Annotated in this window: 24 protein-coding genes, 1 tRNA gene and 1 other RNA gene; 8 read left to right on the top strand and 18 right to left on the bottom strand. The window is 67.4% G+C overall.

Going from position 1 to position 22,599, the window contains the following annotated elements; translation table 11 throughout:
• Positions 1 to 63 precede the first annotated feature (63 nt).
• The 4 genes from DYQ94_RS20190 to DYQ94_RS20205 form a co-directional block, all read right to left on the bottom strand.
• Positions 64 to 846 (bottom strand): BUD32 family EKC/KEOPS complex subunit, encoded by a 783-nt coding sequence (locus DYQ94_RS20190; RefSeq protein ID WP_160954646.1) that lies wholly within the window; start codon positions 844 to 846, stop codon positions 64 to 66.
• A gap of 60 nt (positions 847 to 906) precedes the next feature.
• On the bottom strand, positions 907 to 1,884 hold the full coding sequence (locus DYQ94_RS20195) for a beta-ketoacyl-ACP synthase III (protein ID WP_024938452.1): 978 nt from the start codon (positions 1,882 to 1,884) through the stop codon (positions 907 to 909).
• Positions 1,885 to 1,974: 90 nt separating this feature from the next.
• Positions 1,975 to 2,169, bottom strand: coding sequence for a 50S ribosomal protein L32 (gene rpmF, locus DYQ94_RS20200; RefSeq protein WP_003483870.1), 195 nt, complete (start codon positions 2,167 to 2,169; stop codon positions 1,975 to 1,977).
• 97 nt (positions 2,170 to 2,266) lie between these two features.
• Positions 2,267 to 2,776, bottom strand: coding sequence for a YceD family protein (locus DYQ94_RS20205; RefSeq protein WP_046341941.1), 510 nt, complete (start codon positions 2,774 to 2,776; stop codon positions 2,267 to 2,269).
• 110 nt (positions 2,777 to 2,886) lie between these two features.
• On the opposite strand from DYQ94_RS20205, the gene DYQ94_RS20210 reads away from it, so the two are divergent.
• Positions 2,887 to 3,462, top strand: a complete 576-nt coding sequence (locus tag DYQ94_RS20210) for a Maf family protein (RefSeq protein WP_054590838.1) — start codon at positions 2,887 to 2,889, stop codon at positions 3,460 to 3,462.
• 122 nt (positions 3,463 to 3,584) lie between these two features.
• On the opposite strand, the gene DYQ94_RS20215 is transcribed toward DYQ94_RS20210, so the two are convergent.
• Genes DYQ94_RS20215 through DYQ94_RS20225 form a run of 3 tightly spaced genes read right to left on the bottom strand, consistent with a single transcriptional unit; the run spans position 3,585 to position 8,262 of the window.
• Positions 3,585 to 5,417 (bottom strand): hypothetical protein, encoded by a 1,833-nt coding sequence (locus tag DYQ94_RS20215; RefSeq protein WP_160954647.1) that lies wholly within the window; start codon positions 5,415 to 5,417, stop codon positions 3,585 to 3,587.
• Positions 5,417 to 6,412, bottom strand: coding sequence for a glycosyltransferase (locus DYQ94_RS20220; RefSeq protein WP_160954648.1), 996 nt, complete (start codon positions 6,410 to 6,412; stop codon positions 5,417 to 5,419). Before DYQ94_RS20220 ends, DYQ94_RS20215 begins: the two co-directional genes overlap by 1 nt.
• Positions 6,413 to 6,420: 8 nt before the next feature.
• Positions 6,421 to 8,262 carry a glycosyltransferase family 39 protein gene (locus tag DYQ94_RS20225; protein ID WP_160954649.1) on the bottom strand — a complete coding sequence of 614 codons (1,842 nt, stop codon included), beginning with the start codon at positions 8,260 to 8,262 and terminating at the stop codon, positions 6,421 to 6,423.
• 36 nt (positions 8,263 to 8,298) lie between these two features.
• Here DYQ94_RS20225 and DYQ94_RS20230 point away from each other — a divergent pair, with 36 nt between their 5' ends.
• Genes DYQ94_RS20230 through DYQ94_RS20245 form a run of 4 tightly spaced genes read left to right on the top strand, consistent with a single transcriptional unit; the run spans position 8,299 to position 12,689 of the window.
• The gene (locus tag DYQ94_RS20230; RefSeq protein ID WP_016902524.1) at positions 8,299 to 9,252 is read left to right on the top strand and encodes an AAA family ATPase; all 954 of its coding nucleotides are present in this window, start codon (positions 8,299 to 8,301) and stop codon (positions 9,250 to 9,252) included.
• A gap of 5 nt (positions 9,253 to 9,257) precedes the next feature.
• Complete coding sequence (locus DYQ94_RS20235) at positions 9,258 to 10,214, top strand: DUF58 domain-containing protein (RefSeq protein WP_039515942.1); 957 nt, start codon at positions 9,258 to 9,260, stop codon at positions 10,212 to 10,214.
• On the top strand, positions 10,207 to 12,159 hold the full coding sequence (locus DYQ94_RS20240; protein WP_126965170.1) for a transglutaminase TgpA family protein: 1,953 nt from the start codon (positions 10,207 to 10,209) through the stop codon (positions 12,157 to 12,159). Before DYQ94_RS20235 ends, DYQ94_RS20240 begins: the two co-directional genes overlap by 8 nt.
• A complete protein-coding gene (locus DYQ94_RS20245; protein ID WP_016902527.1) occupies positions 12,156 to 12,689 on the top strand; it encodes a Slp family lipoprotein in 534 nt (177 codons plus the stop codon). Before DYQ94_RS20240 ends, DYQ94_RS20245 begins: the two co-directional genes overlap by 4 nt.
• A gap of 111 nt (positions 12,690 to 12,800) precedes the next feature.
• Here DYQ94_RS20245 and DYQ94_RS20250 read toward each other — a convergent pair whose 3' ends face one another.
• The 4 genes from DYQ94_RS20250 to dnaX form a co-directional block, all read right to left on the bottom strand.
• Positions 12,801 to 13,151, bottom strand: a complete 351-nt coding sequence (locus tag DYQ94_RS20250) for a histidine triad nucleotide-binding protein (protein ID WP_016902528.1) — start codon at positions 13,149 to 13,151, stop codon at positions 12,801 to 12,803.
• 106 nt (positions 13,152 to 13,257) lie between these two features.
• On the bottom strand, positions 13,258 to 13,851 hold the full coding sequence (gene recR, locus DYQ94_RS20255; protein ID WP_016902529.1) for a recombination mediator RecR: 594 nt from the start codon (positions 13,849 to 13,851) through the stop codon (positions 13,258 to 13,260).
• Positions 13,852 to 13,951: 100 nt separating this feature from the next.
• On the bottom strand, positions 13,952 to 14,272 hold the full coding sequence (locus DYQ94_RS20260) for a YbaB/EbfC family nucleoid-associated protein (RefSeq protein ID WP_005913896.1): 321 nt from the start codon (positions 14,270 to 14,272) through the stop codon (positions 13,952 to 13,954).
• 6 nt (positions 14,273 to 14,278) lie between these two features.
• Positions 14,279 to 16,315 carry a DNA polymerase III subunit gamma/tau gene (gene dnaX, locus DYQ94_RS20265; protein ID WP_126965171.1) on the bottom strand — a complete coding sequence of 679 codons (2,037 nt, stop codon included), beginning with the start codon at positions 16,313 to 16,315 and terminating at the stop codon, positions 14,279 to 14,281.
• A 236-nt stretch (positions 16,316 to 16,551) separates the two neighbouring features.
• Between dnaX and DYQ94_RS20270 the strand changes: the two genes are divergently transcribed.
• Together DYQ94_RS20270 and ffs are read left to right on the top strand one after the other, a co-directional pair.
• Positions 16,552 to 16,644, top strand: a tRNA-Ser gene (locus DYQ94_RS20270).
• Between the two features lie 69 nt (positions 16,645 to 16,713).
• An RNA gene (gene ffs, locus DYQ94_RS20275) (signal recognition particle sRNA small type) lies at positions 16,714 to 16,810 on the top strand.
• A 247-nt stretch (positions 16,811 to 17,057) separates the two neighbouring features.
• Here ffs and DYQ94_RS20280 read toward each other — a convergent pair.
• From DYQ94_RS20280 to DYQ94_RS20305, 6 genes are all read right to left on the bottom strand, one after another.
• Positions 17,058 to 17,507, bottom strand: a complete 450-nt coding sequence (locus DYQ94_RS20280; protein WP_160954650.1) for a molybdenum cofactor biosynthesis protein MoaE — start codon at positions 17,505 to 17,507, stop codon at positions 17,058 to 17,060.
• Positions 17,504 to 17,749, bottom strand: coding sequence for a MoaD/ThiS family protein (locus tag DYQ94_RS20285; protein WP_160954651.1), 246 nt, complete (start codon positions 17,747 to 17,749; stop codon positions 17,504 to 17,506). The genes DYQ94_RS20280 and DYQ94_RS20285 overlap by 4 nt, the downstream gene beginning before the upstream one ends.
• The gene (moaC, locus tag DYQ94_RS20290) at positions 17,746 to 18,243 is read right to left on the bottom strand and encodes a cyclic pyranopterin monophosphate synthase MoaC (RefSeq protein ID WP_024938436.1); all 498 of its coding nucleotides are present in this window, start codon (positions 18,241 to 18,243) and stop codon (positions 17,746 to 17,748) included. The genes DYQ94_RS20285 and moaC overlap by 4 nt, the downstream gene beginning before the upstream one ends.
• Before the next feature lie 76 nt (positions 18,244 to 18,319).
• Positions 18,320 to 19,351, bottom strand: a complete 1,032-nt coding sequence (gene moaA, locus DYQ94_RS20295) for a GTP 3',8-cyclase MoaA (RefSeq protein ID WP_104568858.1) — start codon at positions 19,349 to 19,351, stop codon at positions 18,320 to 18,322.
• Complete coding sequence (locus DYQ94_RS20300; RefSeq protein WP_115043147.1) at positions 19,351 to 20,100, bottom strand: MBL fold metallo-hydrolase; 750 nt, start codon at positions 20,098 to 20,100, stop codon at positions 19,351 to 19,353. The genes moaA and DYQ94_RS20300 overlap by 1 nt, the downstream gene beginning before the upstream one ends.
• The gene (locus tag DYQ94_RS20305; protein ID WP_024938433.1) at positions 20,100 to 20,849 is read right to left on the bottom strand and encodes a 3-deoxy-D-manno-octulosonic acid kinase; all 750 of its coding nucleotides are present in this window, start codon (positions 20,847 to 20,849) and stop codon (positions 20,100 to 20,102) included. The genes DYQ94_RS20300 and DYQ94_RS20305 overlap by 1 nt, the downstream gene beginning before the upstream one ends.
• A 20-nt stretch (positions 20,850 to 20,869) precedes the next feature.
• Here DYQ94_RS20305 and DYQ94_RS20310 point away from each other — a divergent pair, with 20 nt between their 5' ends.
• Positions 20,870 to 21,919, top strand: coding sequence for a glycosyltransferase family 9 protein (locus DYQ94_RS20310; protein ID WP_126965173.1), 1,050 nt, complete (start codon positions 20,870 to 20,872; stop codon positions 21,917 to 21,919).
• Between the two features lie 237 nt (positions 21,920 to 22,156).
• Here DYQ94_RS20310 and DYQ94_RS20315 read toward each other — a convergent pair whose 3' ends face one another.
• Entirely contained in the window at positions 22,157 to 22,561 is a 405-nt protein-coding gene (locus tag DYQ94_RS20315) for a DUF6165 family protein (RefSeq protein ID WP_102252645.1), read from the bottom strand.
• Positions 22,562 to 22,599: the final 38 nt, after the last annotated feature.

The following is a 22,599-nucleotide window of genomic DNA, read 5'->3' on the forward strand; positions in this document are numbered from 1 at the left end:
AAATCGCCCCGGCGTCTGTACTGCCGCGTATGCAAGGCCCGTCCGGCGCGACCGCCGGCACACTTACAGCAAGGCGTTGAGCAGGTCCATTTCGCCATCGGCGAGCCAGTCCACGCACATCACCAGTACCAGCACCACGGCCAGGGAGGTCGCCGCGTGGATGGCCAGGATGGCGCGCGCCAGCGCCCTGGCCGAGCGCCCCAGGCGACCGGTGAGCTGCGCAAACCGCTGCAGGCGCCCGGTCACCACGTGCGCATGCGCCGCCACCGCCGGGCCGGCCGCATCGAAGGCGCCCGTCATCAACCGCTGCAGCACCTCGCGGCGGCCGCGGTAATACTTGGCCACGCCGTAGCCGAACACCAGCCAGTCGCGCGCCTGGGCCTGGGCCAGGTCCATCACTTCCAGCGGATCTTCTTCGAAATCGATGAAGCCGACCGCCTGCCCGTCGAAGGTCATGTTGCGCGGAAGCGGCTGGCCGAAATACGCGCCATCGCGATGGGCAGCGGCAATGGCCGCCACCGCCAGCGCGATCAGGCGGTCGCGCTCGGGCGCGTCGGCCTCGCGCAGGCAGCTGGCAAAGGAACGGCCGTTGTCGCTGAGCACCAGGGCTGCCTGCCCGCAACCGACCACGCGCGGCACATTCACCGCCTGCGCCTGCAGTTCGCCGAGCCGGCGCGCTTCCAGATCGCGCGCGGCATCGCCGCCACGGTGCGGCGGTGGGCGCAAGGCGTCCAGGCCCCAGCGGCGGGCGACGAAGTTGAGTGCTCCGAGCGAGACCGCCCGGCTGTCGCGGCGGTACTGCTTCAGCCAGACGCGCTGTCCGGCGATGACGATGGGTTCTGCCATAACGGGTCCGTCCCTGACGCTGTCAGGCATCGCCGGCGGACGCGGCGCTGCCTGCGGAACTCAGTAGCGCAGCAGCGCCGAGCCCCAGGTAAATCCACCACCGAACGCTTCCAGCAGCAGCAATTGACCCCGCTGCACGCGGCCGGAGCGGACCGCTTCGTCCAGTGCCAGCGGCACCGAGGCCGAGGAGGTATTGCCGTGGCGATCCACGGTGACGACCACCTGCTCCATCGGCAGATCCAGCCGCTTGGCGGTGGCTTCGATGATGCGCAGGTTGGCCTGGTGCGGAATCAACCAGTCCAGGTCGTGTTTGTCGTAGCCATTGGCGGCCAGGGTCTCGTCGACCACCGAATCCAGCGCCTTGACCGCGTACTTGAACACGTCGTTGCCCTTCATCAGCAACGCGCCGCCGCCGTTCTTGCCTTCGCCGAAGCCCACCGACACGCCGACCGGATCCCACAGCAGCTCTTTCTTGCTGCCATCGGCATGCAGATGGGTGCTGAGGATGCCGGTGTCTTCGTCGGCCTTGAGCACGACCGCGCCAGCGCCATCGCCGAACAGCACGCAGGTGGTGCGGTCGGTCCAGTCGACGATGCGGGTCAGGGTTTCGGCGCCCACCACCAGCACGGTCTTGGCATCGCCGCTGCGCACGAACTTGTCGGCCACGCTGAGCGCATAGACAAAGCCCGAGCAGGCGGCGTTGACGTCCATCGCGCCACACCCGACATTGCCCAACCGCGCCTGCAACAGGCAGGCAGTGGACGGGAAGATCAGGTCCGGAGTGGTGGTGCCGACGACGATCAGATCGAGCTCGTCGGCGGTGACGCCGGCCGCTTCCATCGCCTTCAGCGAGGCGAAATACGCCAGGTCGCTGGTGGTCTGGTCGTCGGCGACGATGTGACGCTCACGGATACCAGTGCGCGAGAAGATCCATTCATCGCTGGTGTCGACGATCTTGGACATGTCGTCGTTGGTCAACACCTTTTCGGGCAAATAACTACCCGTGCCCGCGATCCTGGAATAGATCCGCTTGCTCATACTGTTCCCTGTTGCAAGAGCCGCGGTGGTCGGCGGCTCCGGAAGAAGCGAGGGTCACCCGGCAGCGTCGAACGCGCCGGGTGCCACGAATCAATCTTCTTGGACGGCCGACGACTTGGTCGCAATCACCTTCTTGCCACGGTAGTAACCGTCAGCGGTGATGTGGTGGCGCAGATGGATCTCGCCGCTGGTCGGATCGGTCGACAGCTGCTTGGCGGTCAGGGCATCGTGCGAACGACGCTGGCCGCGACGCGACGGGGTAACTCGGGATTTCTGCACAGCCATGGGATTGCTCCAACTTAAGTTCGATAACTTGTCTGTCGAGTCGAACAGGACGCTTCACGCCCGCGCCGACCTGTCTTTCCGCCCTTCACAGCGGCGGTTACTGTTTTTTGAACGCTGCCAGCGCCGCGAACGGACTGGCCTTGTCTTGCTCTTCCTGGGTCGGAACCCACTCGGCCTCGACGGCTTCGCTACCCGGCGCCATCGGCACCACCGGTATCGACAGGACCAGTTCGTCCTCGACCAGATCCGCGGCCCGCAGCATGCCATCTTCCGGCACCAGCAAGGCCTCGTACTCGGCCGGCAACGCAGCTTCGTCGGCTTCGTCACGGATCAAACCAAGACGCTGTCTGATTTGCACCGGATACAGAAAACGCTGCAGGCTGCGCTGGCAGGCCAGCGGAAGCTCGACATCGACACTGAGTTCGACATAGGCGACCTTCAACAGGTCGTCATGATCGAATTGGAGCGAATAGACACACTCGCCCTCGGTATCGACCAAGCTCCCTTGCAGGCGGGTCATCGCAGAGAGCGGGATGCGGCCATCGAAGCGCCTGCGCGCTACGACCATCCGCCAAGCATCCAGCATTTCGGGTACGTTCGCGGACATAAGCCGCAGAATGTTAAAGACCCGCCGACGCCCTGTCAAATACCCCTATTCACACGCCTCGCAAGGTGCCAACGCTGGCAGACTTCCCTGCCCGTCCTGTGCAGCGCCCCATGATGCCACGCCTGATTCTTGCCTCAACCTCTGTCTATCGACGCGAGCTGCTCGGCCGGCTGCGCCTGGAGTTCAGCACCGCCCGGCCGGAGGTCGACGAGCAGGCGCAGCCTGGGGAGCGCCCGGACGCGCTGGCAAGCCGGCTGGCTGCCGAAAAGGCAGCAGCGGTGGCTGCGCAGGCGCCCGACGCCTGGGTGATCGGTTCGGACCAGGTCGCCGACCTGGATGGCCTGGCCCTGGGCAAACCAGGCACGCTGGAGCGGGCGCATGCGCAGCTGACCGCGATGTCCGGCCGCGTGGTGCGCTTCCATACGGCTGTGAGCCTGGTCGGCCCTGGCCGCACTGCGCACGCGCTGGACCTGACCGAGGTGCAGCTGCGCCCGCTGATGCCCGCCGAAATCGACCGCTACCTGGCCGCCGAGCCAGCGCTGGATTGCGCCGGCAGCTTCAAGTGCGAGGGCTTCGGGATCAGCCTGTTCGACGCCATTCGCTCGCAGGACCCCACTGCCCTGGTCGGTCTGCCGCTGATCGCGCTGGCACGGCTGCTGCGCCAGGCGGGGTTCGAGATTCCGTAAGAATTGCCGTGCGACCAGGAGTGAAGGCCGCGCACGCACGGAAAAGATCGGGCACGAGCAAAACTCCCCGATCTCGAATCTCGAATCCCCAACCCCCAATCCCTGCACCCAGGCACGCAGCCCTAACCGGGCCGAGTCAACTCACAGAACTGATACGGATAATCAGCCTGCCCCACGCGCGAGGACAGCGTGCGGCAACGCGCAGGGTCCAGCGTCAGCCCGTACGCGGCCAGGCGCTGCTGCGCGGCCTCGCGCACCGCACGGTCGGCGGCGGCGATGTCCAGCGCCCTACCCTTGGCAATGTTGAGCACGCAGCGGCCCGGCTGCGATGCATCCAGTTCGGCACGCAGTCCGCGCGCGATCAACCAGCGTAGGCGCGTGCATTGCGGTTGCACGCTCCAGCCCAGTTGCTGCGCCCAGCGATTCATCCGGTCGATCCGCAGCTGCTGCTTGTCGCGCGCCGCGCCCAGCATGGCGTAGAGCTGCGGCCGCTCGGCAATCAGCGTGCGCACGCGCTGCCGGTACTGGTCGGTCTCGGCGATATTCGTCGCCACACCGATATAACGCGCCTGCCGCGGAAGCAGCGGCACCCGCCAGGATTGCGGCTCGTCGCCAACCAGCAACACCGTGGAGGCGGCAGGTTCGCCCATCGCCGGTTGCTGCACCTGGAAGCTGTCGCGCGCCCAGGCTTCATGCCCCCAATCCTTCCACCCGACCACCGCGACCAGGGCACATAGCCCGATCAACCAGGCCGCCTTGCGATCGGCGCGTGCAGCAAATGCGTGCCGGCTCACGATCCAGAGCACTAGCGGCGCAAGCAGCTCCAGCACCACCAGATAGCGATGAATGCTGAAAATGGCCTGCCACAGCGCGTACGCAACGCCGAAGAACACCAGCAGGACCACGGCCGAGCGATCCAGCCCGACCTGTCGCACGGGCCGACGCAGCAACCCGCGCCCTGCAGCGACCAGCGTCACCGCATACAGCACCGCCCAACCGGCCTGCACCAGACCGAGATCGCCGATGCGCTGCGGCTTGAAGGTAAACAGCAGCGGCCAGATCAACTGCTCGCCGAGATTGCGCGGCAACCACCGTACGTCGGCGATCGACACCGGCTGCGCCAGCGGCGATTTGAAGACTCCGTTGAACTGCGGAAACAGCGGATTGCCCAGGTGTTGCCAGACCTGCCAATACCAGGGCCCGGCCACCAGCACCGACACCAGCGCCGCAACGCCGGAAAGCACACCAAGGCCCAGCACGCGGGAGCGCAGGCGCCCGCCATCGCACAGGACCGCCGGCACCAGCGCCAACGCGTAGAGCGCATTGGTGAGCTTGAGCGAGACGGCCAGGCCGATCAGTGCGCCGGCGATGGCCCATCGATGCACCGCATGCGCGCCCTGCCGCGCCCGCGCCTGCGCCGACAACACCAGCGCCAGCGCCGCCAGCACCGGGATCGCGCTGGCGGTGTCGCCCATGGTGCCGCCGAGCTCGGACAGAAACACCGCGCTGCACATGCCGGCCACTGCAAGCAGCGGTGCCCCCTGCGCGCGCCACGTTTGCCCGGCCAATACGCGCCATGCCACTGCCGCCACCGGAACGAACACCAGCGCATGCAAGCCGCCCAGCAGCAGCCCGGCCACCGGCCCGGGAAGCTGCAGCATCAGCCAGGCATGCAGGACATCGAGCAATGGGCTGAAGTAACTCTGCATCTGCGCCGGCGCCAGATCCACGCCCAGCCGGTCGTGCGCCCAGGCATCGCCGATATAGAGGTGGTAGTTGCGCAGGTCCCAGTTGGCGTCCTGGCCAAGCCCAAGCGAGAGCAGCGCACCCAGCAGCACGACCGCCGTCACCGCCGCGGCGATCTGGCGTGGTGAATGAAAGCCGAAATGGCGATCGGCCCAGCCCAACAGCCGCTGTCGCCGGCCCACCGGCGTCGATGTCGCGATGGCTGCCATCAGCGGGCGGCTCCAGGTGCACGCGCAGCGACAACAGTGGCGACGCCCGGCTCGGCCAGATACGCCAGATGCTTGGCCTCGACGCGTCCGCGCGTGACCGTATCCAGGATCAGCCCGCACGCCAGCAACAGGAAACCCAGCAGCATCAGCGCCACGCACAGGATCGCCGTGGGAAACCGCGGCACCAGCCCGGTCTGGAAATAGGTTTCGAACAACGGAATCGCCAGCACGATCGACAACGTGGCGCTAAGCACAAAGCCGATGGAGAAGAACAACAACGGCCGCTCGGCCTTGAACAACTTGGCGATGGTGGTGAGGATGCGCCAGCCATCGCGCCAAGTATTCAATTTGCTTTGCGAGCCCTCCGGGCGCACACCGTAGGCGGTTTCGACCTCGGCCACCGGCATGCGCAACTGCAATGCGTGCACGGCCAGTTCGGTTTCGGTTTCGAATCCCTGCGCATGCGCAGCGAAGGATTTGACGTAGCGCCGCGAGAACACCCGATAGCCGGACAGCATGTCATCGAAACTGCGTCCGAACAGCAGCCCCGCGCACCGCGTCAGCAACACGTTGCCGACGCGATGACCGGGCCGATACGCAGCCTGCTGCTGATCGCGGCGCGCGCCGACCACCATGTCCAGGCCTTCGTCGATCAGCTTGCGCACCAGCGCCGGTGCGGCGGCCGCGTCGTAAGTGGCATCGCCATCGACCAGCACATAGATGTCCGCTTCCACATCGGCAAATCCACGCCGCACCACATTGCCCTTGCCCTGCAGCGCCACGCGGCACACCTGCGCGCCGGCCGCTGCGGCGATCGTCGCGGTGGCATCGCTGGAATTGTTGTCCAGCACATGGATCGCCGCGCCCGGCAAGGCAGCGGCAAACGCAGTGACCACCGAGGCGACCGTCGCCGCCTCGTTATGGCAGGGCACCAGCACGGCGATTCGGATCCCGGGCACAGGCACGGGAGGGACAACAGTCATGGCGTCGGTCATTGCGTGATCTAAGGTGCGGAAACGGTGATGGGCTGTTCCCACCAGTCCTCGACACTGCCGTCGTGGCCATGCAGGCGCAGTCCCAGCCAATGCGTGCCCGGCGGCAGCGCATGCGTGTCGAAGGTGGCGTTGAAACCGACGTTGGGGTGCTGCGGGTCGGTGGAGATCTTCCAGTACGGGCGCACATCCAGCGGCGTGCCGTACTCGGCCTGCGCGACCGGGCGCCCGTCCAGCAGCAGTTCCACCTGCGACAGCCCGACGCCGTCCTTGAATGCCCAGCCGCGCACCTGTACCTGCCCGGACACGCGCACGTCCGGCAGCGGCGTGTCGATCCAGGCCATCGCCGGGGCGATGCACGGCCCGGGCTGGCGTTGCGCCGGCAGCGCGAAAAGCAGGAAGCGCTGGTAGCCGTGATCGGTGGACACAACCGTGGGCGGCGGCAGCGGCCCGACCATCTCGCAGATGTCGTGATAGCGCTTCAACAGGTCGCGATAACGCTGATCGCTGGGCGAGAGCACCAGCAGCCGCGGCCCGGCGCGCGTGCCATCGCTGAGCAGCCCCCACTGCTGCAGCTGCGCACTGCGTCCGTGCTTGTCGTTCAACTCCGCGCGCAGCACTTCCACGTTGGCATCGTGCAGTTGAAAGCCCAGCTCGGCACCGACCTTGAAGTTTTCCGCCAGCACGCGCGTGCCCGGCGGCATCTGCGCGAGCCGGAGCTTGACCGCGCGCGCCAGGTCCTTCCACCCGGCAAAGTTGCGCGGATAGTATTTTTCGCCGGCCGCATGCGCGCGAATCGACGGCACCGACACGGCCAGGTAATAGCCGTACGCACCCAGGGTGCCGAGCAGCGCAATCGCCCAGGCCGCGCGACGCAGCGTATGCGGCCAACGCATCAGGATCACCGGCACCGCCACCAGCAAGGCCAGGTAGCCCGGCAGCGGCCAGTGGAAGCTGATCCGCTCGGCATCGCTGAAGAAGCCGAGCACGAAGATCGCCACGGTCGAAATCCCGCCCAGCAGGCCGAAATACCGCCACTGCGCACGCGAACCGCCACCGGCGCGCGTGCCGGCCAGGCCGACCTTGAGCATCGCCCAGGCCAGCAGCGGGGTCACCAGCACCGCCTGTATCAGCAAGAACCACAGCCCGGTGATCTGAAAGCGCCATGGATGCCGGTCGACCAGCTGGAAGCGCAGCCCGGCCTCGTCATGCTCGGTATTCCAGAACAGCAGCGGCAGCCAGCTCACCGCGCCCACCGTCAGCGCCATCCAGATGCGCGGGTCGCGCATGACCGCGCGCCCCTGCGGAATGCACAGCAGCGCGATGCAGCCCACCCCGATCACCCCGGCAAAGCGGTAATGACTGAGCGCGCCGATCACCAGGCCGATGGCGAGCTCGAGCGCACTGGTGGCATCGACCTCGCGCAGCAGCCGCGCGCCGGCATCCATGCACAGCACCGCCGCCAGCGCCATCGGCACATCCGGCACCGCCAGGATGCCGAGCGTGGCCGACAGCGGCATCAGCAGGGTCAGGCTGCCGGCCTGCCAGCCCAGCGTGGAGCCGAACCAGCGCGTGGCGATATGCGCGATCAACCAGGGAATCAGCGCGGCAATGGCCAGAAACGGCAGGCGCAGGGCCAGTAGATGATGCCCGCCCAGTTCCACGCCCAGCCGCGCCAGCCAGGCGGTCATGCCCGGCAGATCCGAATACGCGGCGGCCAGATGCTGGCCTTCCTGCCAGTAGAACGCCTCGTCGACGAACAGCGGCAGCCGCGCGGCGATCAACAGCTTGACGGCCGTCGCCAGTGTCCACAGGATCACGAAGGTGCGATGTGCGCGTTGGTCCCCTTGCATTGCCCTGTGCACTCTTCTTCCACCTACGGAATTGTGATGTCGACACCGCTGCGTTCCACGGAAATGCTAACCGATGCGCTGCGCCAATCGCTGCGGCGCGCACAGGACCAGGTCAATTCGCTGCTGCTGGGCAAGGCGCAGGAAGTGCGCCTGGCGTTCGTGGCACTGCTGTCCGGCGGCCATCTGCTGATCGAAGACCTGCCCGGCCTGGGCAAGACCACCCTCGCCCACGCGATGGCCTCCAGCCTGGGGCTGGGCTTCCAGCGCGTGCAGTTCACCTCCGACCTGCTGCCGGCAGACGTGCTGGGCGTATCGGTCTACGACGCCGCCTCGCGCCAGTTCCAGTTCCATCCCGGCCCGGTGTTCACCAACGTGCTGCTGGCCGACGAAATCAACCGCGCGCCGCCGCGTACGCAAAGCTCGCTGCTGGAGGCCATGGCCGAACAGCAGGTCACGCTCGACGGCGTCACCCATGCGTTGCCGGAGCCGTTCTTCGTGATCGCCACGCAGAACCCGGTCGACCTGTCCGGCACCTTTCCGCTGCCGGACTCGCAACTGGATCGCTTCCTGCTGCGGCTCAGCCTGGGCTATCCCAGCGCCGACGCCGAGCGCGCGTTGCTGTCGGGCGTGGATCGGCGCGAACTGATCGCCCAGGCCGCACCGCAGCTCAGCGACGCCGACGTGGTGGCGCTGCGCACGGTGGTGGGCCAGATCCATACCAGCGATGCGCTGATCGGCTATGTGCAGGCCTTGCTGCTGCGCAGCCGCCAGCACGCCGGAGTGCGCGTGGGGCTGTCGCCGCGTGCCGGCATCGCGCTGCTGCGCGCGGCCAAGGCCTACGCGCTGCTGCTCGGGCGCGAGCACGTGCTGCCGGAAGACGTGCAGGCGTTGTTCGTGGCGGTGGCCGGGCACCGGCTGGTGCCGGAGGCCGAATCCTCGTCCGGGCCGGCGCTGGCCAAGGCGCTGCTGCACAGCGTGCCGGTGGACTGACCCAGGTGCGTGCGCACGTGCGCGGCATCGGTCGCCGACTCAGCCTGCTGGCGCGTCCGCGGGGCGCGGAGGCCTTGCCGATCGTGCTGGATCGGCGGCGTATCTACGTGCTGCCGACGCGCTTCGGGCTGTTTGTCACCGCCTTGCTGCTGGCGATGCTGCTGGGCGCCTTGAACTACAACAACAACCCGGCCCTGCTGCTGGCGCTGCTGCTGGCCACCGCCGGGATTGCCAGCAGCATCATGGCGCACCTGCAGTTGTCGGCACTGCGCGTCGAGGCGGTGTCGGCCGAACCGGTGGTTGCCGGCGAACCGTTGCGCATGCGGGTGTCGCTGGCACGTCGCGATAGCCGCGCACGGCGTGGGCTGCGCCTGGATCACCTGGATAGCAGCGGCTTCTGTGCGTTGCTCGAGCACGACATGGCCGAGGTCGACCTGCCGGTGCCCACCGAGCGGCGCGGCTGGCAGGACATCGAACGCATCCGCCTGTCCAGCACCCAGCCACTGGGGTTGGTGCGCGCCTGGTCGTGGGTCTGGCCGGAGACACCGCTGCTGGCCTATCCCAGGCCCGAGGAACAAGGGCCGGCATTGCCCGAGGGCGCCGGTTCGCCCAACCAGACCCGCCTGCACCCGCAAGGCGAGGAGCTGCACCAACTGCGCCCGTATCGCGCCGGCGATGCGCCACGCACGATTTCCTGGAAGCACTCGGCACGCCGCGACAGCCTGCTGGTGCGCGAATACGAGCAGCCGCTGGGCATCGAAGTCACGCTGGACTGGCGCACGCTCAACGCGTTGCCGTACGAGCGCCGCATCGCGCGGCTTGCCCGCTGGGTCAACCTGGCCGAGCGCGACGGGCGGCGCTACCGCTTGCTATTGCCGGGCCAACCGCCGCTGGGGCCTGCACAAGGTCCGGCCCACCATCACCTGTGTCTGCGCGCCCTGGCCCTGCTTCCCCATGACTGAGCCGTCCGTCCCGATCACCCAGGCCAGTCGCGCCTGGGTGCTGGTCACCAGCTGGCTGGCGCTGGCGCCGTTGCTGTTGCAGCTGCCCGGCCTGCTCGCCGGCACCATTGCCGTGGCCGCCGTGCTGGTCGGGGTGCTGAGCTGGCGCGGCACCGTGATGGCACCGGTGCGGCTGTTGCTGGTGGTGGCAATGCTGGGCGCGGTGTATTGGCAGATCGGCATGCGCTTCGGCCGCGACACCGGCTGCGCGGTGCTGGCCGCGATGCTGGCGATCAAGGCCTCCGAGCTGCGCACCTTGCGCGATGCGCGCAGCCTGCTCGGCTTTGCGTTGTTCGCCCCGTTCGCGGCGTTTCTGCTCGACCAGGGGCCGGCGACGATGGGGCTGGCGCTGCTGGCGGTGGTGAGCGCGCTGCTGAGCATGCAGCGGCTGGCCGACGAGGAACACCGCACCGCCACGCCTGCGCTGCGGATGCAGTTGCGCGGCATCGGCAAGCTGGTCGCCATCGGCGTGCCGCTGGCCCTGGCCACGTTCTGGCTGCTGCCGCGCCTGAGCTCGCCGCTGTGGGGCGTGCCCGAGCGCGCGCTGTCGCGGCCCGGCCTGTCGGACAACATGTCGCCGGGCGAATGGATCGACCTGATGGCCGACGACAGCCCGGCGCTGCGCGTGCAGTTCACCGGCAACGCGCCACCACCGCAACAACGCTACTGGCGCGGGCCGGTGATGTGGGACTTCGATGGCCGGACCTGGCAGCGCGCGCGCTGGACCGGCCGCGGCCAACCCGCCTCGGTCACCGCCGGGCCTCAGCGCTATCGCTATCGCCTGGACTACGAGCCCACCGATCGTCGCCAGCTGGTGTCGTTGGACCTGCCCACGCAGGCGGTGGCCAATGCCGAGCTGTCACCCGACTACGAACTGTTCGCGCAGCGGCCATTGAGTGCGTTGACCCGCTGGGAGCTGCAATCGGCGCCACCGGCACGCTTCGACACCGACCTGCCCGACCAGTTGCGCAAGCGCGCCCTCGCCCTGCCGCCGGGCTTCAATCCACGCACGCTCGCGCTGGCACGGCAATGGCGCGCGGAAGCCGGCAGCAACGACGATGCCGTGGTGCAGCGCGCGCTGCAGTGGATCACCCGCGACTTCGCCTACACCCTGGATACCCCACTGCTCGGCCGCAACAGCGTCGACGAATTCCTGTTCCAGCAGAAGGCCGGGTTCTGCGAGCACTTCAGCTCTTCGTTCGTGGTGCTGATGCGCGCGGCCGGCATCCCGGCGCGCGTGGTCACCGGGTATGCCGGCGGCACCTACAACGGCTTCGGCAATTACTGGGTGGTGCGGCGCATGGATGCGCATGCCTGGACCGAAGTCTGGCTGGCCGGGCGCGGCTGGGTGCGGGTGGACCCCACCGCCGCAGTGGCGCCGGAACGCATCTACGACACGCTGGAAGACCGCGTGCAGGTCGGCGCGGGCGACAATTTCGCCCAGCTCGGCATGTGGGCCAGCCTGGGCCAGGTCAGCGACCTGCTGCGCCGCGGCTGGAACGATCTGGTGCTGTCCTTCGACGCCGACCGCCAGCAACGGCTGCTGCAACCCTTCGGCATCGATCGCCTGGACAGCTCGCAGCTGGCCGCCGTCTTCGGCGTGTTTGCGGTCAGCGCGCTGGCGTGGATGGGTTGGCTGCTGGCGCGCGGCGAGCGTGAACGCGACCCGCTGCTGCGCGCCTGGCATCGCCTGGGCCGCCGCTACGACAAGCTCGGCCTGGCCCGCGAACCGCACGAACCGGCCATCGCCTGGGCGCAACGTGTCGCCCGTTCACACCCGAATCCGGCATTGTTGGCACTCAGCCAACGTTTCGCTGCCGCGCGCTACGCTGGCGCTGATTCGGACAGCGCCTCACTCCTCAAAGATCTGCAGCAGCATCGCCCGCGAACCGGAGCTTCCTCATGAGTACCCGCTTTCTTCTTCCCATTGTCGCCGCGCTCGGGCTCGCCGCCTGCGCCACCGCGCCCAAGCCGCTGCAGGGTCAGTTCCCTACGGTCAGTCCGAGCGATTCCACCGCCAGCGCCCAGGTCGGCACGTCGGTGCGCTGGGGCGGCAAGATCATCCAGACCAAGCCCGGGCAGGGCCAGACCTGCTTCGAGCTGATCTCGCGTCCGCTCAATGCCAGTGGCCGTCCGGACCGCAACGCCGTGGACGCCAGCGATGGCCGCTTCCTGGCTTGCCGCTCGGGCTTCTACGACCCGGCCGTGTTCGAGCCCGGCCGCGAAGTGACCTTCATCGGCAAGATCGAAGGCTACGAAACCACCAAGATCGGCGAGTACGACTACAAGCTGCCAAAGGTGAATGCCGACGTGGTCTACCTGTGGCCGGTCGTGCGCGAGGTGGATGTGGTGCCGGCCTACCCGTACGGCCCGTGGGGCGACCCGTGGGGCCCGCGCTGGGGCGGCGGCTGGGGCTGGGGCCGCGGCTGGTGGTAATCGACCGCTGAGTCAGTGACACGCAAAAACGCCGCTCGCAGGGAGCGGCGTTTTTGTTTATGCGATACGGCTGCTCGAACAGGCGCTGATGCGCTCGATCGTGTAACCAGGTCAGGGCGTGCCGAACCGTCCCAGCGGCGCGCCGGCCAGCAGATGCAGATGGATGTGGAACACCGTCTGGCCGGCATGCTCGCGGCAGTTCATCACGATGCGATAGCCGTCCTGCGCCAGCCCCTGCTCGCGTGCATACGACGCTGCAGCGAGTGCGAGCCTGCCCACCAACAGCGCCTGCTCCGGCGGCACATCGTCCAGCGTGGGAATCGCATGCTGCTTGGGAATGAACAGCACATGCACCGGCGCCTGCGGTGCAATGTCCTGAAAGCCCAGCACCTCGTCGTCTTCATAGACGATGTTGGCCGGGATTTCGCGACGAATGATCTTGCCGAAGATGGTGTCGGTCATGGATGGGGATTGGGGATCGGTCATTAGGGATTGGCAAGAGCTTACCGCGCATGCCTCCGCTTTTCGCTTCTACGAATCCCCAATCCCAACTCCCCAATCCCCGCCCTCAAAGCACCTCACCCCGGGTGCCAAAGGCATGCGACAAGGTGCCGCGATCGACGTATTCCAGCTCGCCGCCCAACGGCATGCCCTGCGCGAGCCGGCTCGGGCGCACCGCATGCTGGCGGGCAAGCTGGGCCAGGTAATGCGCGGTTGCCTCGCCTTCCACGGTGGCATTGGTGGCGATGATCATTTCGGTGACCTCGCCGGTGGCCAGACGCTCGCCGAGCCGGTCCAGGCCCAGCTCGCGCGGGCCGATGCCGTCCAGCGGCGACAGCCGGCCCTGCAGGATGAAGTACAGCCCGCGGTAGCCGGTGGCGTGTTCGATCGCCAAACGATCGGCCGGCGATTCCACCACGCACAGCTGCTGCCGGTCGCGGCTACTGCTGGCACAGATCGCGCAGATCTCCGCCTCGGTGAAGTCGCGGCATTGCACGCAATGGCCAACCTTTTCCACCGCATTGGCCAGCGCCGCAGCCAGGCGGCGGCCCCCCTCGCGCTCGCGTTCGAGCACGTGGTAGGCCATGCGCTGGGCCGATTTCTGGCCCACACCCGGCAATACCCGGAAGGCCTCGATCAGTTGTTCGAGAAGAGAGGACATTGGGTGGCCGGGATTGGGAATTGGAGATTTGGGATTCGCAAATGCAGAAGCGGATCTCGCTTCCAGCCAATCCCCAATCCCGACTCCCGAATCCCCTCGCTCAGAACGGCAACTTCATGCCCGGCGGCAGCTGCATGCCGGCAGTGGCCGAGCCCATGCGGTCCTTGGATTCGGCGTCGATCTTGTTGGAGGCGTCGTTGAAGGCGGCGGCGATCAGGTCCTCGGCCATTTCCTGGTCGGAGAGGATGCTCGGGTCGATGCGGACCTTGCGGCACTCCTTGGCGCCGGTCAGCGTCACGCTGACCATGCCGCCGCCGGCGGTGCCGGTGACTTCCAGCTTGGCCAGTTCTTCCTGGGCGCGCTGCAGGTTTTCCTGCATCTTCTGCGCCTGCTGCATCAATTGGGCAATGTTCCCACGCATGTGTCGTTACTCGTCGTAAGGGCGGATGGAATCGGGGACGACCCGCGCGCCTTGCTGCTGAATCAGCTGCTGCACGTTCGGGTCGTTCATGAACGCTGTTTCGGCCGCGCTCTGGCGCTCGCCTTTCTGGCGGCTGGCCCGCTCGTGCAGGGTCTCGACATCGGCGTTGCCGGTCTCGATGACGATGCGCGGCGTATTTCCCAACTCGGGCGCGAGTGCCTGCGCAAGGTTGGCGATGGAACGCTCGGAATTGAGATATTCGAAGCCCGGTGCCAGCGCCAGGCGCAACACGCCGTCGCGATGGCCGATGAAGGCCGCATTGGCGGCGAGCTGTCGCGAGGGGCCGTTCAAGCCGCTGCGGGTGACCAGATCCAGCCATTGCTCGGCGTCGGCGATATGGCCGTTGTCGAGCAGGGGCGATGGATCGGTTGTCTGTGCCGGTGCCGGTACCGATACGGAGGGTGCGGCAACCGATGGCATCGACATCATCGCCGCTGCAGGTGCAGGTACCTCAGCCGCTACGGCAACTGCCACCGCAGCTTCGGGCGCGACCGCAGCCGGCTGCGTCGCAGCGGCTGCTGCGGGTGGCGCCATTGCCGCTTCCGGCGCCAGCACGGGCGTCGCCGCAGCGACGGGGGCAGCGTTGGCGCGCACCGGCGCATCGTCCATTGCCCAGGGCGGCGTGTCGTCGCTGCGCGTGGGAGCTGTCGATGGGCGGCTATCGGTCGATGCTTGCGCAGCGGGCAGCACCACGACAGGCGCGGGCGCAGCAGCGACCGGCGCCGGCGCGGCGACCGCAGCCACGGCAGCAGGCGCGGCCTCCAGGTCGGCCGGTTTCGCCACCGCTGCGGGTGCTGGTGCGGCTGCCACCGGCGCGGCGGCCTGCACGCCAGTTGCCGCAGAACGCGCATGACCGCCGGCGCTGGCACCACGTCCATCGTCGCTGCCGCCAGCCGGCACTGCCGCCGCTGGGCGGAAGGCCAGCATGCGCAGCACCGCCATCTCGAAACCGGCGCGCGGACTCGGCGCCAGATACAGATCGCGACGGCCATTGAGCGCCATCTGGTACCACAGCTGCACCACTTCCGGCCGCAGCTGCGCGGCATAGGCGGTCGGGTCGATGCCATCGCCGACGAATGCCACCGACGGCACCAACTGCTGCACCTGGATGCGGTGCAAGGCCTCGGCCAGCGCCTCCAGCACGCCGCTCCAGTCGGGCGAGAACTCGGCCAGCGCGGCGACCACCTGCATCAGGCGCGCGCCATCGCCGTCGGCCAGCGACTGCAGCATCGCGCCGACCTGGGTGCGATCGACCGTGCCGAGCATGGTGCGCACCACGTCCTCGCGCAGCGCGCCGCCGGCATAGGCAATGGCCTGGTCGAGCAGCGACAGACCGTCGCGCAGCGAGCCGTCGGCGGCCTTGGACAGCTGCACGATCGCCGATGGATCCGATTCGATCTGCTCGGCGGCCAGGATCCGGGTCATCTGGCCCTGGATCTGGTCCTCGTCCAGCCGCTTGAGATTGAACTGCAGGCAGCGCGACAGCACGGTCACCGGCAGCTTCTGCGGGTCGGTGGTGGCCAGCAGGAACTTCACGTGCTCGGGCGGCTCTTCCAGCGTCTTCAGCAGCGCATTGAACGCGGCCTTGGAGAGCATGTGCACTTCGTCGATCAGATAGACCTTGAACTTGCCGCGCGAGGGCATGTACTGGGCGTTCTCGATCACCTCGCGCACATCGTCCACGCCGGTGTTGGACGCGGCGTCGATTTCCAGCAGGTCGATGTAGCGGCCGGCGTCGATATCCAGGCAGGCCGGGCACTGGCCGCACGGATCGGCACTGGTGCCGGTCTCGCAGTTCAGCGATTTGGCGAAAATGCGCGCAATCGTGGTCTTGCCCACGCCGCGGGTGCCGGTGAACAGAAATGCGTGGTGCACACGCCCACTGTCGAGCGCGTTACTGAGCGCGCGGACCACGTGTTCCTGGCCTACGAGTTCGGCAAAACGCTTCGGGCGCCACTTGCGGGCGAGAACAAGATAAGACATCGGGCAACCAGCTTCCTCTGAACCGATATTGTGCCACGGCACGTCAAGTGGATCGTTCAGCGGCCGTGGCGCCCCGGCGTCGCCACCCACCGGAGGACTGCCGGACAACGTCGGTGGCCGGCCAGACGCCTGCGCTGGCACCGTCACGCCCGACCGGCAGATCCTTTACCTTGTTAATGGCGCCCGCGGCGGCTAGAATCCCGCTCCTGCCGACGACCCGGTCGCACGGCAGGTACGGAGAGGTGTCCGAGTGGTTGAAGGAGCACGCCTGGAAAGTGTGTAAGCGTCTAAACCGCGCTTCGGGGGTTCGAATCCCCCTCTCTCCGCCAGTTTCATGATCCAGCAACACGATTGCATGGATCCAGGGTCACGCCAGTGACCCACGTCTTATGGTGGCCCCGTCGGTCCCTCGCGACGCTAGATCGAAAATCCCGCCAGGGCCGGAAGGCAGCAACGGTATCGATTGATGCGGGCGCCGAGGTCAACCGGCGGGGACACCACCCCAACCCAGACTGATGGCGCATCGACAGATGCCGCACGCACTCGGCGCGTAATGCAGACGGTGTGCAGCCGCCACTGCGACGCGGCACTTTGCGGCCATGCTCAAAGCTGGCCAGTGATTTGCAGCGCCGTGGCGACGGCTCGGAAATACGCGCAGCGTCAGGCGCTTTCCGGCGCGCTCAACCGGCGGAACACCAACCTGATCTCTTGATGTTCCCGCAGCGCGTGGCCTGCGAGCGCACTACTGCGTCTGCGATTCCGGATGCAGCCAGCCGGCATCGCCTTCCAGGTAATGTTCGTGCTTCCAGATCGGCACGCGCGCCTTGACCTCGTCGATGATGAAGCGGCAGGCATCGAATGCGGCGCCGCGATGCGCCGCGCTGACGCCGACCCATACCGCCATGTCGCCGATGCTCAGCTCGCCCACGCGGTGCACGCAGTAGGCGTTGACGATGGCAAACCGACCCATTGCCTCGTCGAGGACGCGCTGGCCTTCGGCCTGCGCCAGTGCGGCGTAGGCCTCATAGCGCAGCCCGGCCACGCTGCGGCCCTCATTGTGATTGCGTACCCAGCCTTCGAAACTGGCGAATGCGCCGGCATGCGGGTGTTCCAGCGTAGCGCGCAAGCTGTCGACCGGCAAAGGCACCTCGGAAAGCGCAAAGAGGGCGGAAGTCTGCTCGCTCATGCTCAACCTCCCGACACCGGCGGAATAAACACGATTTCACTGCCATCGCGCACGCCGTCCTCCCAGCGCGCGAACGCGCCATCCACCGCCACGCGCAGCTGCGCCGGTGTCCAGCGCAGGCCATGGCGCGTATCGAGTTCGGCATAGAGCGCGCGCAGGTCCTGCGCCTGCGATTGCACCTGCTCGCTGGCAATGCCCGCTGCCTCACGCAGGCTGGCGAAATACAGCACTGTCACTGTCTTGCTCATTGGCTTGCTCCGATATCGCGCTTGCCACCGCGCTTGGACACCAGCCTGGTCGGGCCGATGCTCATGCTGTGCGACAACGCCTTGCACATGTCGTAGACCGTCAGGGCCGCCACGCTGGCGCCGGTGAGCGCTTCCATTTCCACACCGGTGCGATGCACGCAGCGCACCGTGCAACGGATGTCCAGCAGCTGCTCGCCCGCCCAGTCGATCTCGAACCGACACGCGTCGATCGGCAACGGATGGCAGAAGGGAATCAACTCGTGCGTGCGTTTGACCGCCATGGTGCCGGCGATCACAGCGGTCTCCACGATGCCGCCCTTGGCGCTGCGCAAGCCGTTGGCGCGCAACTGCGCGGCGACGGCGGCCGGAAAACGCACCCGGCTTTGCGCGGTGGCGCTGCGCGCGGTGACCGCCTTGTCCGAGACATCCACCATCGTGGGCAGTCCGGAATCGTCCAGGTGGGTCAGGCGTGCGGAACGGGATTTTGCAGGCATGGGAAACGACACGATGACAGGCGCTCAGGATGCGACATTCTCGGTGAACGGGGCGCCTGGATGGAACAGCAGTGCCTTACCCGCCGATCAGGAACATCTCCACCGGCTTGCCACGGCGCGGTGTCGATGCGCGCACCTCGCTGTAGCGGTCGCCACGTATGCTCCAGCGCGCACGTAGATGCTCGGACAATCCATGCTCGCCCTCGGCCAGGGCCGGCTTGAGGTCATGGCCCTGGCTGGCGAACAGGCAGGTGTACAACTGCCCGTCGGCCGACACGCGTGCGCGCTGGCAATCGCCGCAGAACGGCACGCTGACCGAACTGACAAAGCCCACCTCGCCGGCGCCATCGGCAAATGCATGCCGCTGCGCCACTTCGCCGGTGTAATTGGCATCCAGCGGCAGCAATGGCCAGCGCGCGTGGATGCGCGCGTGCAGTTGCGCCGAAGTCACCACCGCATCGGCGGTCCAGCCATTGCAACTGCCCACATCCATGAACTCGATGAAGCGCAGCACATGGCCGCTGCCACGGAAGTGCTCCACCAGGGGCAGCACCTGATCTTCGTTGACGCCACGCTGCACCACGCAGTTGATCTTCAGGCGCTGGAAGCCGGCCTGCTCGGCAGCGGCGATACCGGCCAGCACCTGCGCGATCTCGCCACGGTTGCCACTCATGCGTCTGAACAGCTCCGGATCCAGCGCGTCCATGCTGACGGTAATCCGGCGCAGCCCGGCCTGGCGCAGCGCCACCGCCTGACGCGCGAGCAAGGTGCCGTTGGTGGTCAGCGCCAGATCCTCGATGCCCTCGATCGTGGTCAGGCGCGCAATCAGGCTGGGCAGATCGCGACGCAACAGTGGCTCGCCACCGGTCAGGCGCACCTTGGTGACGCCGACCGAGACGAAGGCACGCACCAGCGTTTCCAGCTGATCGAAACTCAGGCGCTGCTGCGCATCGAATCCGTAGTCGTCGGGCACGCGATCGGCCGGCATGCAGTAACCGCAGCGGAAATTGCAGGCCTCGATGACCGACAGACGCAGGTCGCGTAGCGGCCGGCCATAGCGGTCCTGCATCGGCGCGGCGGCCAGGTTCGGCAACAGCAGGGCGCCCATCAGGGCACCATGGCGGCAGTCGGCTCCGCCAGCGACAGATGTTGACCAGGCACGGCCACGCGATGGCCGCGTGCGCGGAGCACGTCGCCGTCGGCGTCGCTGGCGTAGTGGTACAGCAGCATGCGGCTCAACAGGTCCTGCGGGTACTCCCGCTCCAAATCGTCCACCCCAGTATGCGACGGGTTGCCGTGAACGCCGCAGTCATGCGCGATGAGCTCGCTGTCGTCGGCATAACGGGCCAGCATTTCCGGGATCGGCCGGGTGTCGCCACTCCAGACCAGCGCCCCCTTCAGCCGCAGCCCGTAGGCGGTCTCCGGCCAGTGGTGGCGCGCCGGGAACACTTCCAGCCGCACCCCGTCGTGCCAGAACGCGTCGCCGACCGGCACCAGCTGGAAGGCATCCCAGAAGTTCGCGCCGCCCTCGGCCAGCACGTTCGGGTAGTCGGCGATCCGCCGCTGCAGCAACGGCACCACCGGCGCCGGCACGTACAGGCGCGTGCGGCCGCGGCGTTGGGAGAAATAGCTGTCCACGAACAGCCGTTCCAGCCCGCCGACGTGGTCCAGGTGCACATGGGTGATGAAGACCGCCTGCGGCAGATGACCGTACTGGGCCTGGTAGGCAGTCAGTCCTTCGCTGCCGCAATCGATGGTCAGCCACGGCGCGCCGGCGCGCTCGATGGTGGCCATCGGCGAACCGAGCGCCACCGCCGACGCATTGCCGACCCCTTGTACCCGCAACGCCCAGTTCATCAGTAGCCCCGGCCCCAGGCCAGCTCGTACGCGCGATGCAGGCGCTCGTAATCCTTGTCGACCTCTTCGCGGCTGCGGTTGCCGCGCAACTTCAGCAGCGAGCGATGCAGGCGCTTGAGATTGCGTTCGCGCCAGCGCGTGGCCGGAATGCGCAATACGCCGCGGTCGAAATCGATCAACCAACCATGCCCGCCGGCATCGAACAGGATGTTGTGCGCGTTGAGATCGGCATGATCCAGGCCGGCGCGATGAAAGCGCGCGATCAGCCGCCCGGTTTCTTCCCACGGCGCCCCACGCCCGGCGACCTGCGCATGATCGGCGAGCGAGCGCACGTTCTCCAGGCGTTCCATCAACAATGCAGCGCGATAACTCAGCCCCTCGCGCAAGTAGCAAGCCGCCAACGGGCGCGGCACCGGCAACTTGCGCTTGAGCAGTTCGCGCATCAGCCGGAACTCGGCAAAGCTGCGCGTGCGCCCGGCGCCCTTCCACAGATAGTGATCGCGGCTCACGCGCGCGGCCATGCCGCCGCGCAGGTACTGCCGCAACACGCTGTGACCGAACGGCGCATCCACGAACCACGCCCCACCCCGCCCGCCTTCGTCGACCGGCCGTGCCCTGTCGCCCCAGCGTTGCGGCGAAAACAGCCCGGCATCGGCTTGCCGCAGCCGTTCGCGGTCGAACAGAATGGCGCCATAGCCGCGGCCTTCGCGGTACGGCGCCAGCGCTTCAGTGGCGTCGAAAGAAACCATCTATCGAGTCTAACAACACCATGGCTTCTACGCCCGCCTCGTTATGCCTGCTGCGCCTGTCCGCCCTGGGTGACGTCACCCACGTGGTGCCGCTGGTGCGCACCTTGCAGGCGGGGTTTCCGGCAAGCCAGCTGCATTGGATCATCGACAAGGCCGGGCTGAAATTGCTCGACGGCCTGCCCGGCGTGCAGTTCCATGCCTACGACAAGCGCACCGGCGTGGCCGGCATGCGCGCGCTCCGCCGCTCGCTGGCGCCATTGGGTCGCTTCGATGCGCTGCTGCAGATGCAGGTGGCCTTGCGCGCCAATGTGCTGTCGGCCTTCGTACCGGCGCAGCGGCGGATCGGCTATGACCGCAGCCGTTCCAAGGACCTGCACGGCCTGTTCGTCAACGAGCGCATCGCCGACCGCCCCGGCATCCACGTGCTCGACGCCATCGGCAGCTTCGCGCAGCCACTCGGCCTGACCCAGACCCAGGTGCGCTGGGACTTGCCGGTTCCCGACGAGGCGCATCGCTGGGCACGCGCGCAATGGGACGACGATGGCCGCCCGGTGCTGATGATTTCGCCGTGCTCCAGCCACGCACGCCGCAACTGGTATCCCGACCGCCATGCCGCGCTGGCCGACCACGCTGCAGCGCAAGGCTGGCGGGTCGTGCTGTGCGGTGGCCGTAGCGAGCTGGAACGCAGCACCGCCGATGCCATCGTCGCAGCCGCGCGCACGCCGTTGCTGGACCTGGTCGGCAAGGACACGCTCAAACAACTCCCCGCCCTGCTCGCCCGCGCAGAGCTGGTGGTCACCCCCGATTCCGGGCCGATGCACATCGCCAACGCGATGGGCACCAAGGTGCTCGGCCTGCATGCGGCCAGCAACCCGCTGCGCAGCGGCCCTTACTCGGACGTGCGCTATTGCGTAGACCGTTACGACGCGGCCGCCCGCAAATACCTGGGCAAGCCGGCCGACCAGCTGAAATGGGGCACCAAGATCGAGTTCGACGAGGTGATGGCGCTGATCACCGTGGACGATGCGATCGCCGCATTCGAGCGTTATCGCAGCGATCATCCGCGCTGAGAATCGGCGTCGGATCGTCGCTCGAACAGGCGTTCAATCGTTGCGCAGCTGCGCGCTGCGCCGCGGTGCAGACGCCCAGGACAGCCGGGAAGCAGGAGCCAAACACCGCCGGCTCACGCGCGCGGCAGCCAATCACCGCGGTGCCGGCCGACTCGAAGTGTGGCGGCGCACCAGAAAGCGCCGCACACCCACCGACCACCACGTGTATCGGTTACGCAGACCTGCAACCAGCGGCTCTCAGACACCGCTAGCGCGGTAGTCCTGATACGACTTCTCTTCCACGTACGACGAACCCAGCGCCAGGTTGATCTCTTTCTTGATGCGCGCACGTTCGTCGTTTTCGATATAGACGCTTCGCGCCAGCTGCACGAAGCCGTCGTCGAAGGTCTGCGCCTGCTCCTTGAGCCGGATGTCGTCCTCGATCACCCATAGCCGCTCGTTGACGGCCTTGAGCGCAGCACGCAGACGCACGATGTCGTGACCGGCGGCCGGATGCGCCATCCAGCTGGTCTCCAGCGCGGACAGCTCGCTGCGCACGTTGGCCAACTTGACGGGGTCGCTCATGCGCTCGGACTTGATCTGCAGGATCGCGATCTTGTCGAGCAGCTCACCAAAGGACACGGGCACCAGGATCTCGGACATGACAGGCCTCCAACGGATATCGGGCGGATTGCAGCCAG

The organism is Xanthomonas sp. LMG 8993 (assembly GCF_009835065.2).
GTDB lineage: Bacteria > Pseudomonadota > Gammaproteobacteria > Xanthomonadales > Xanthomonadaceae > Xanthomonas > Xanthomonas arboricola.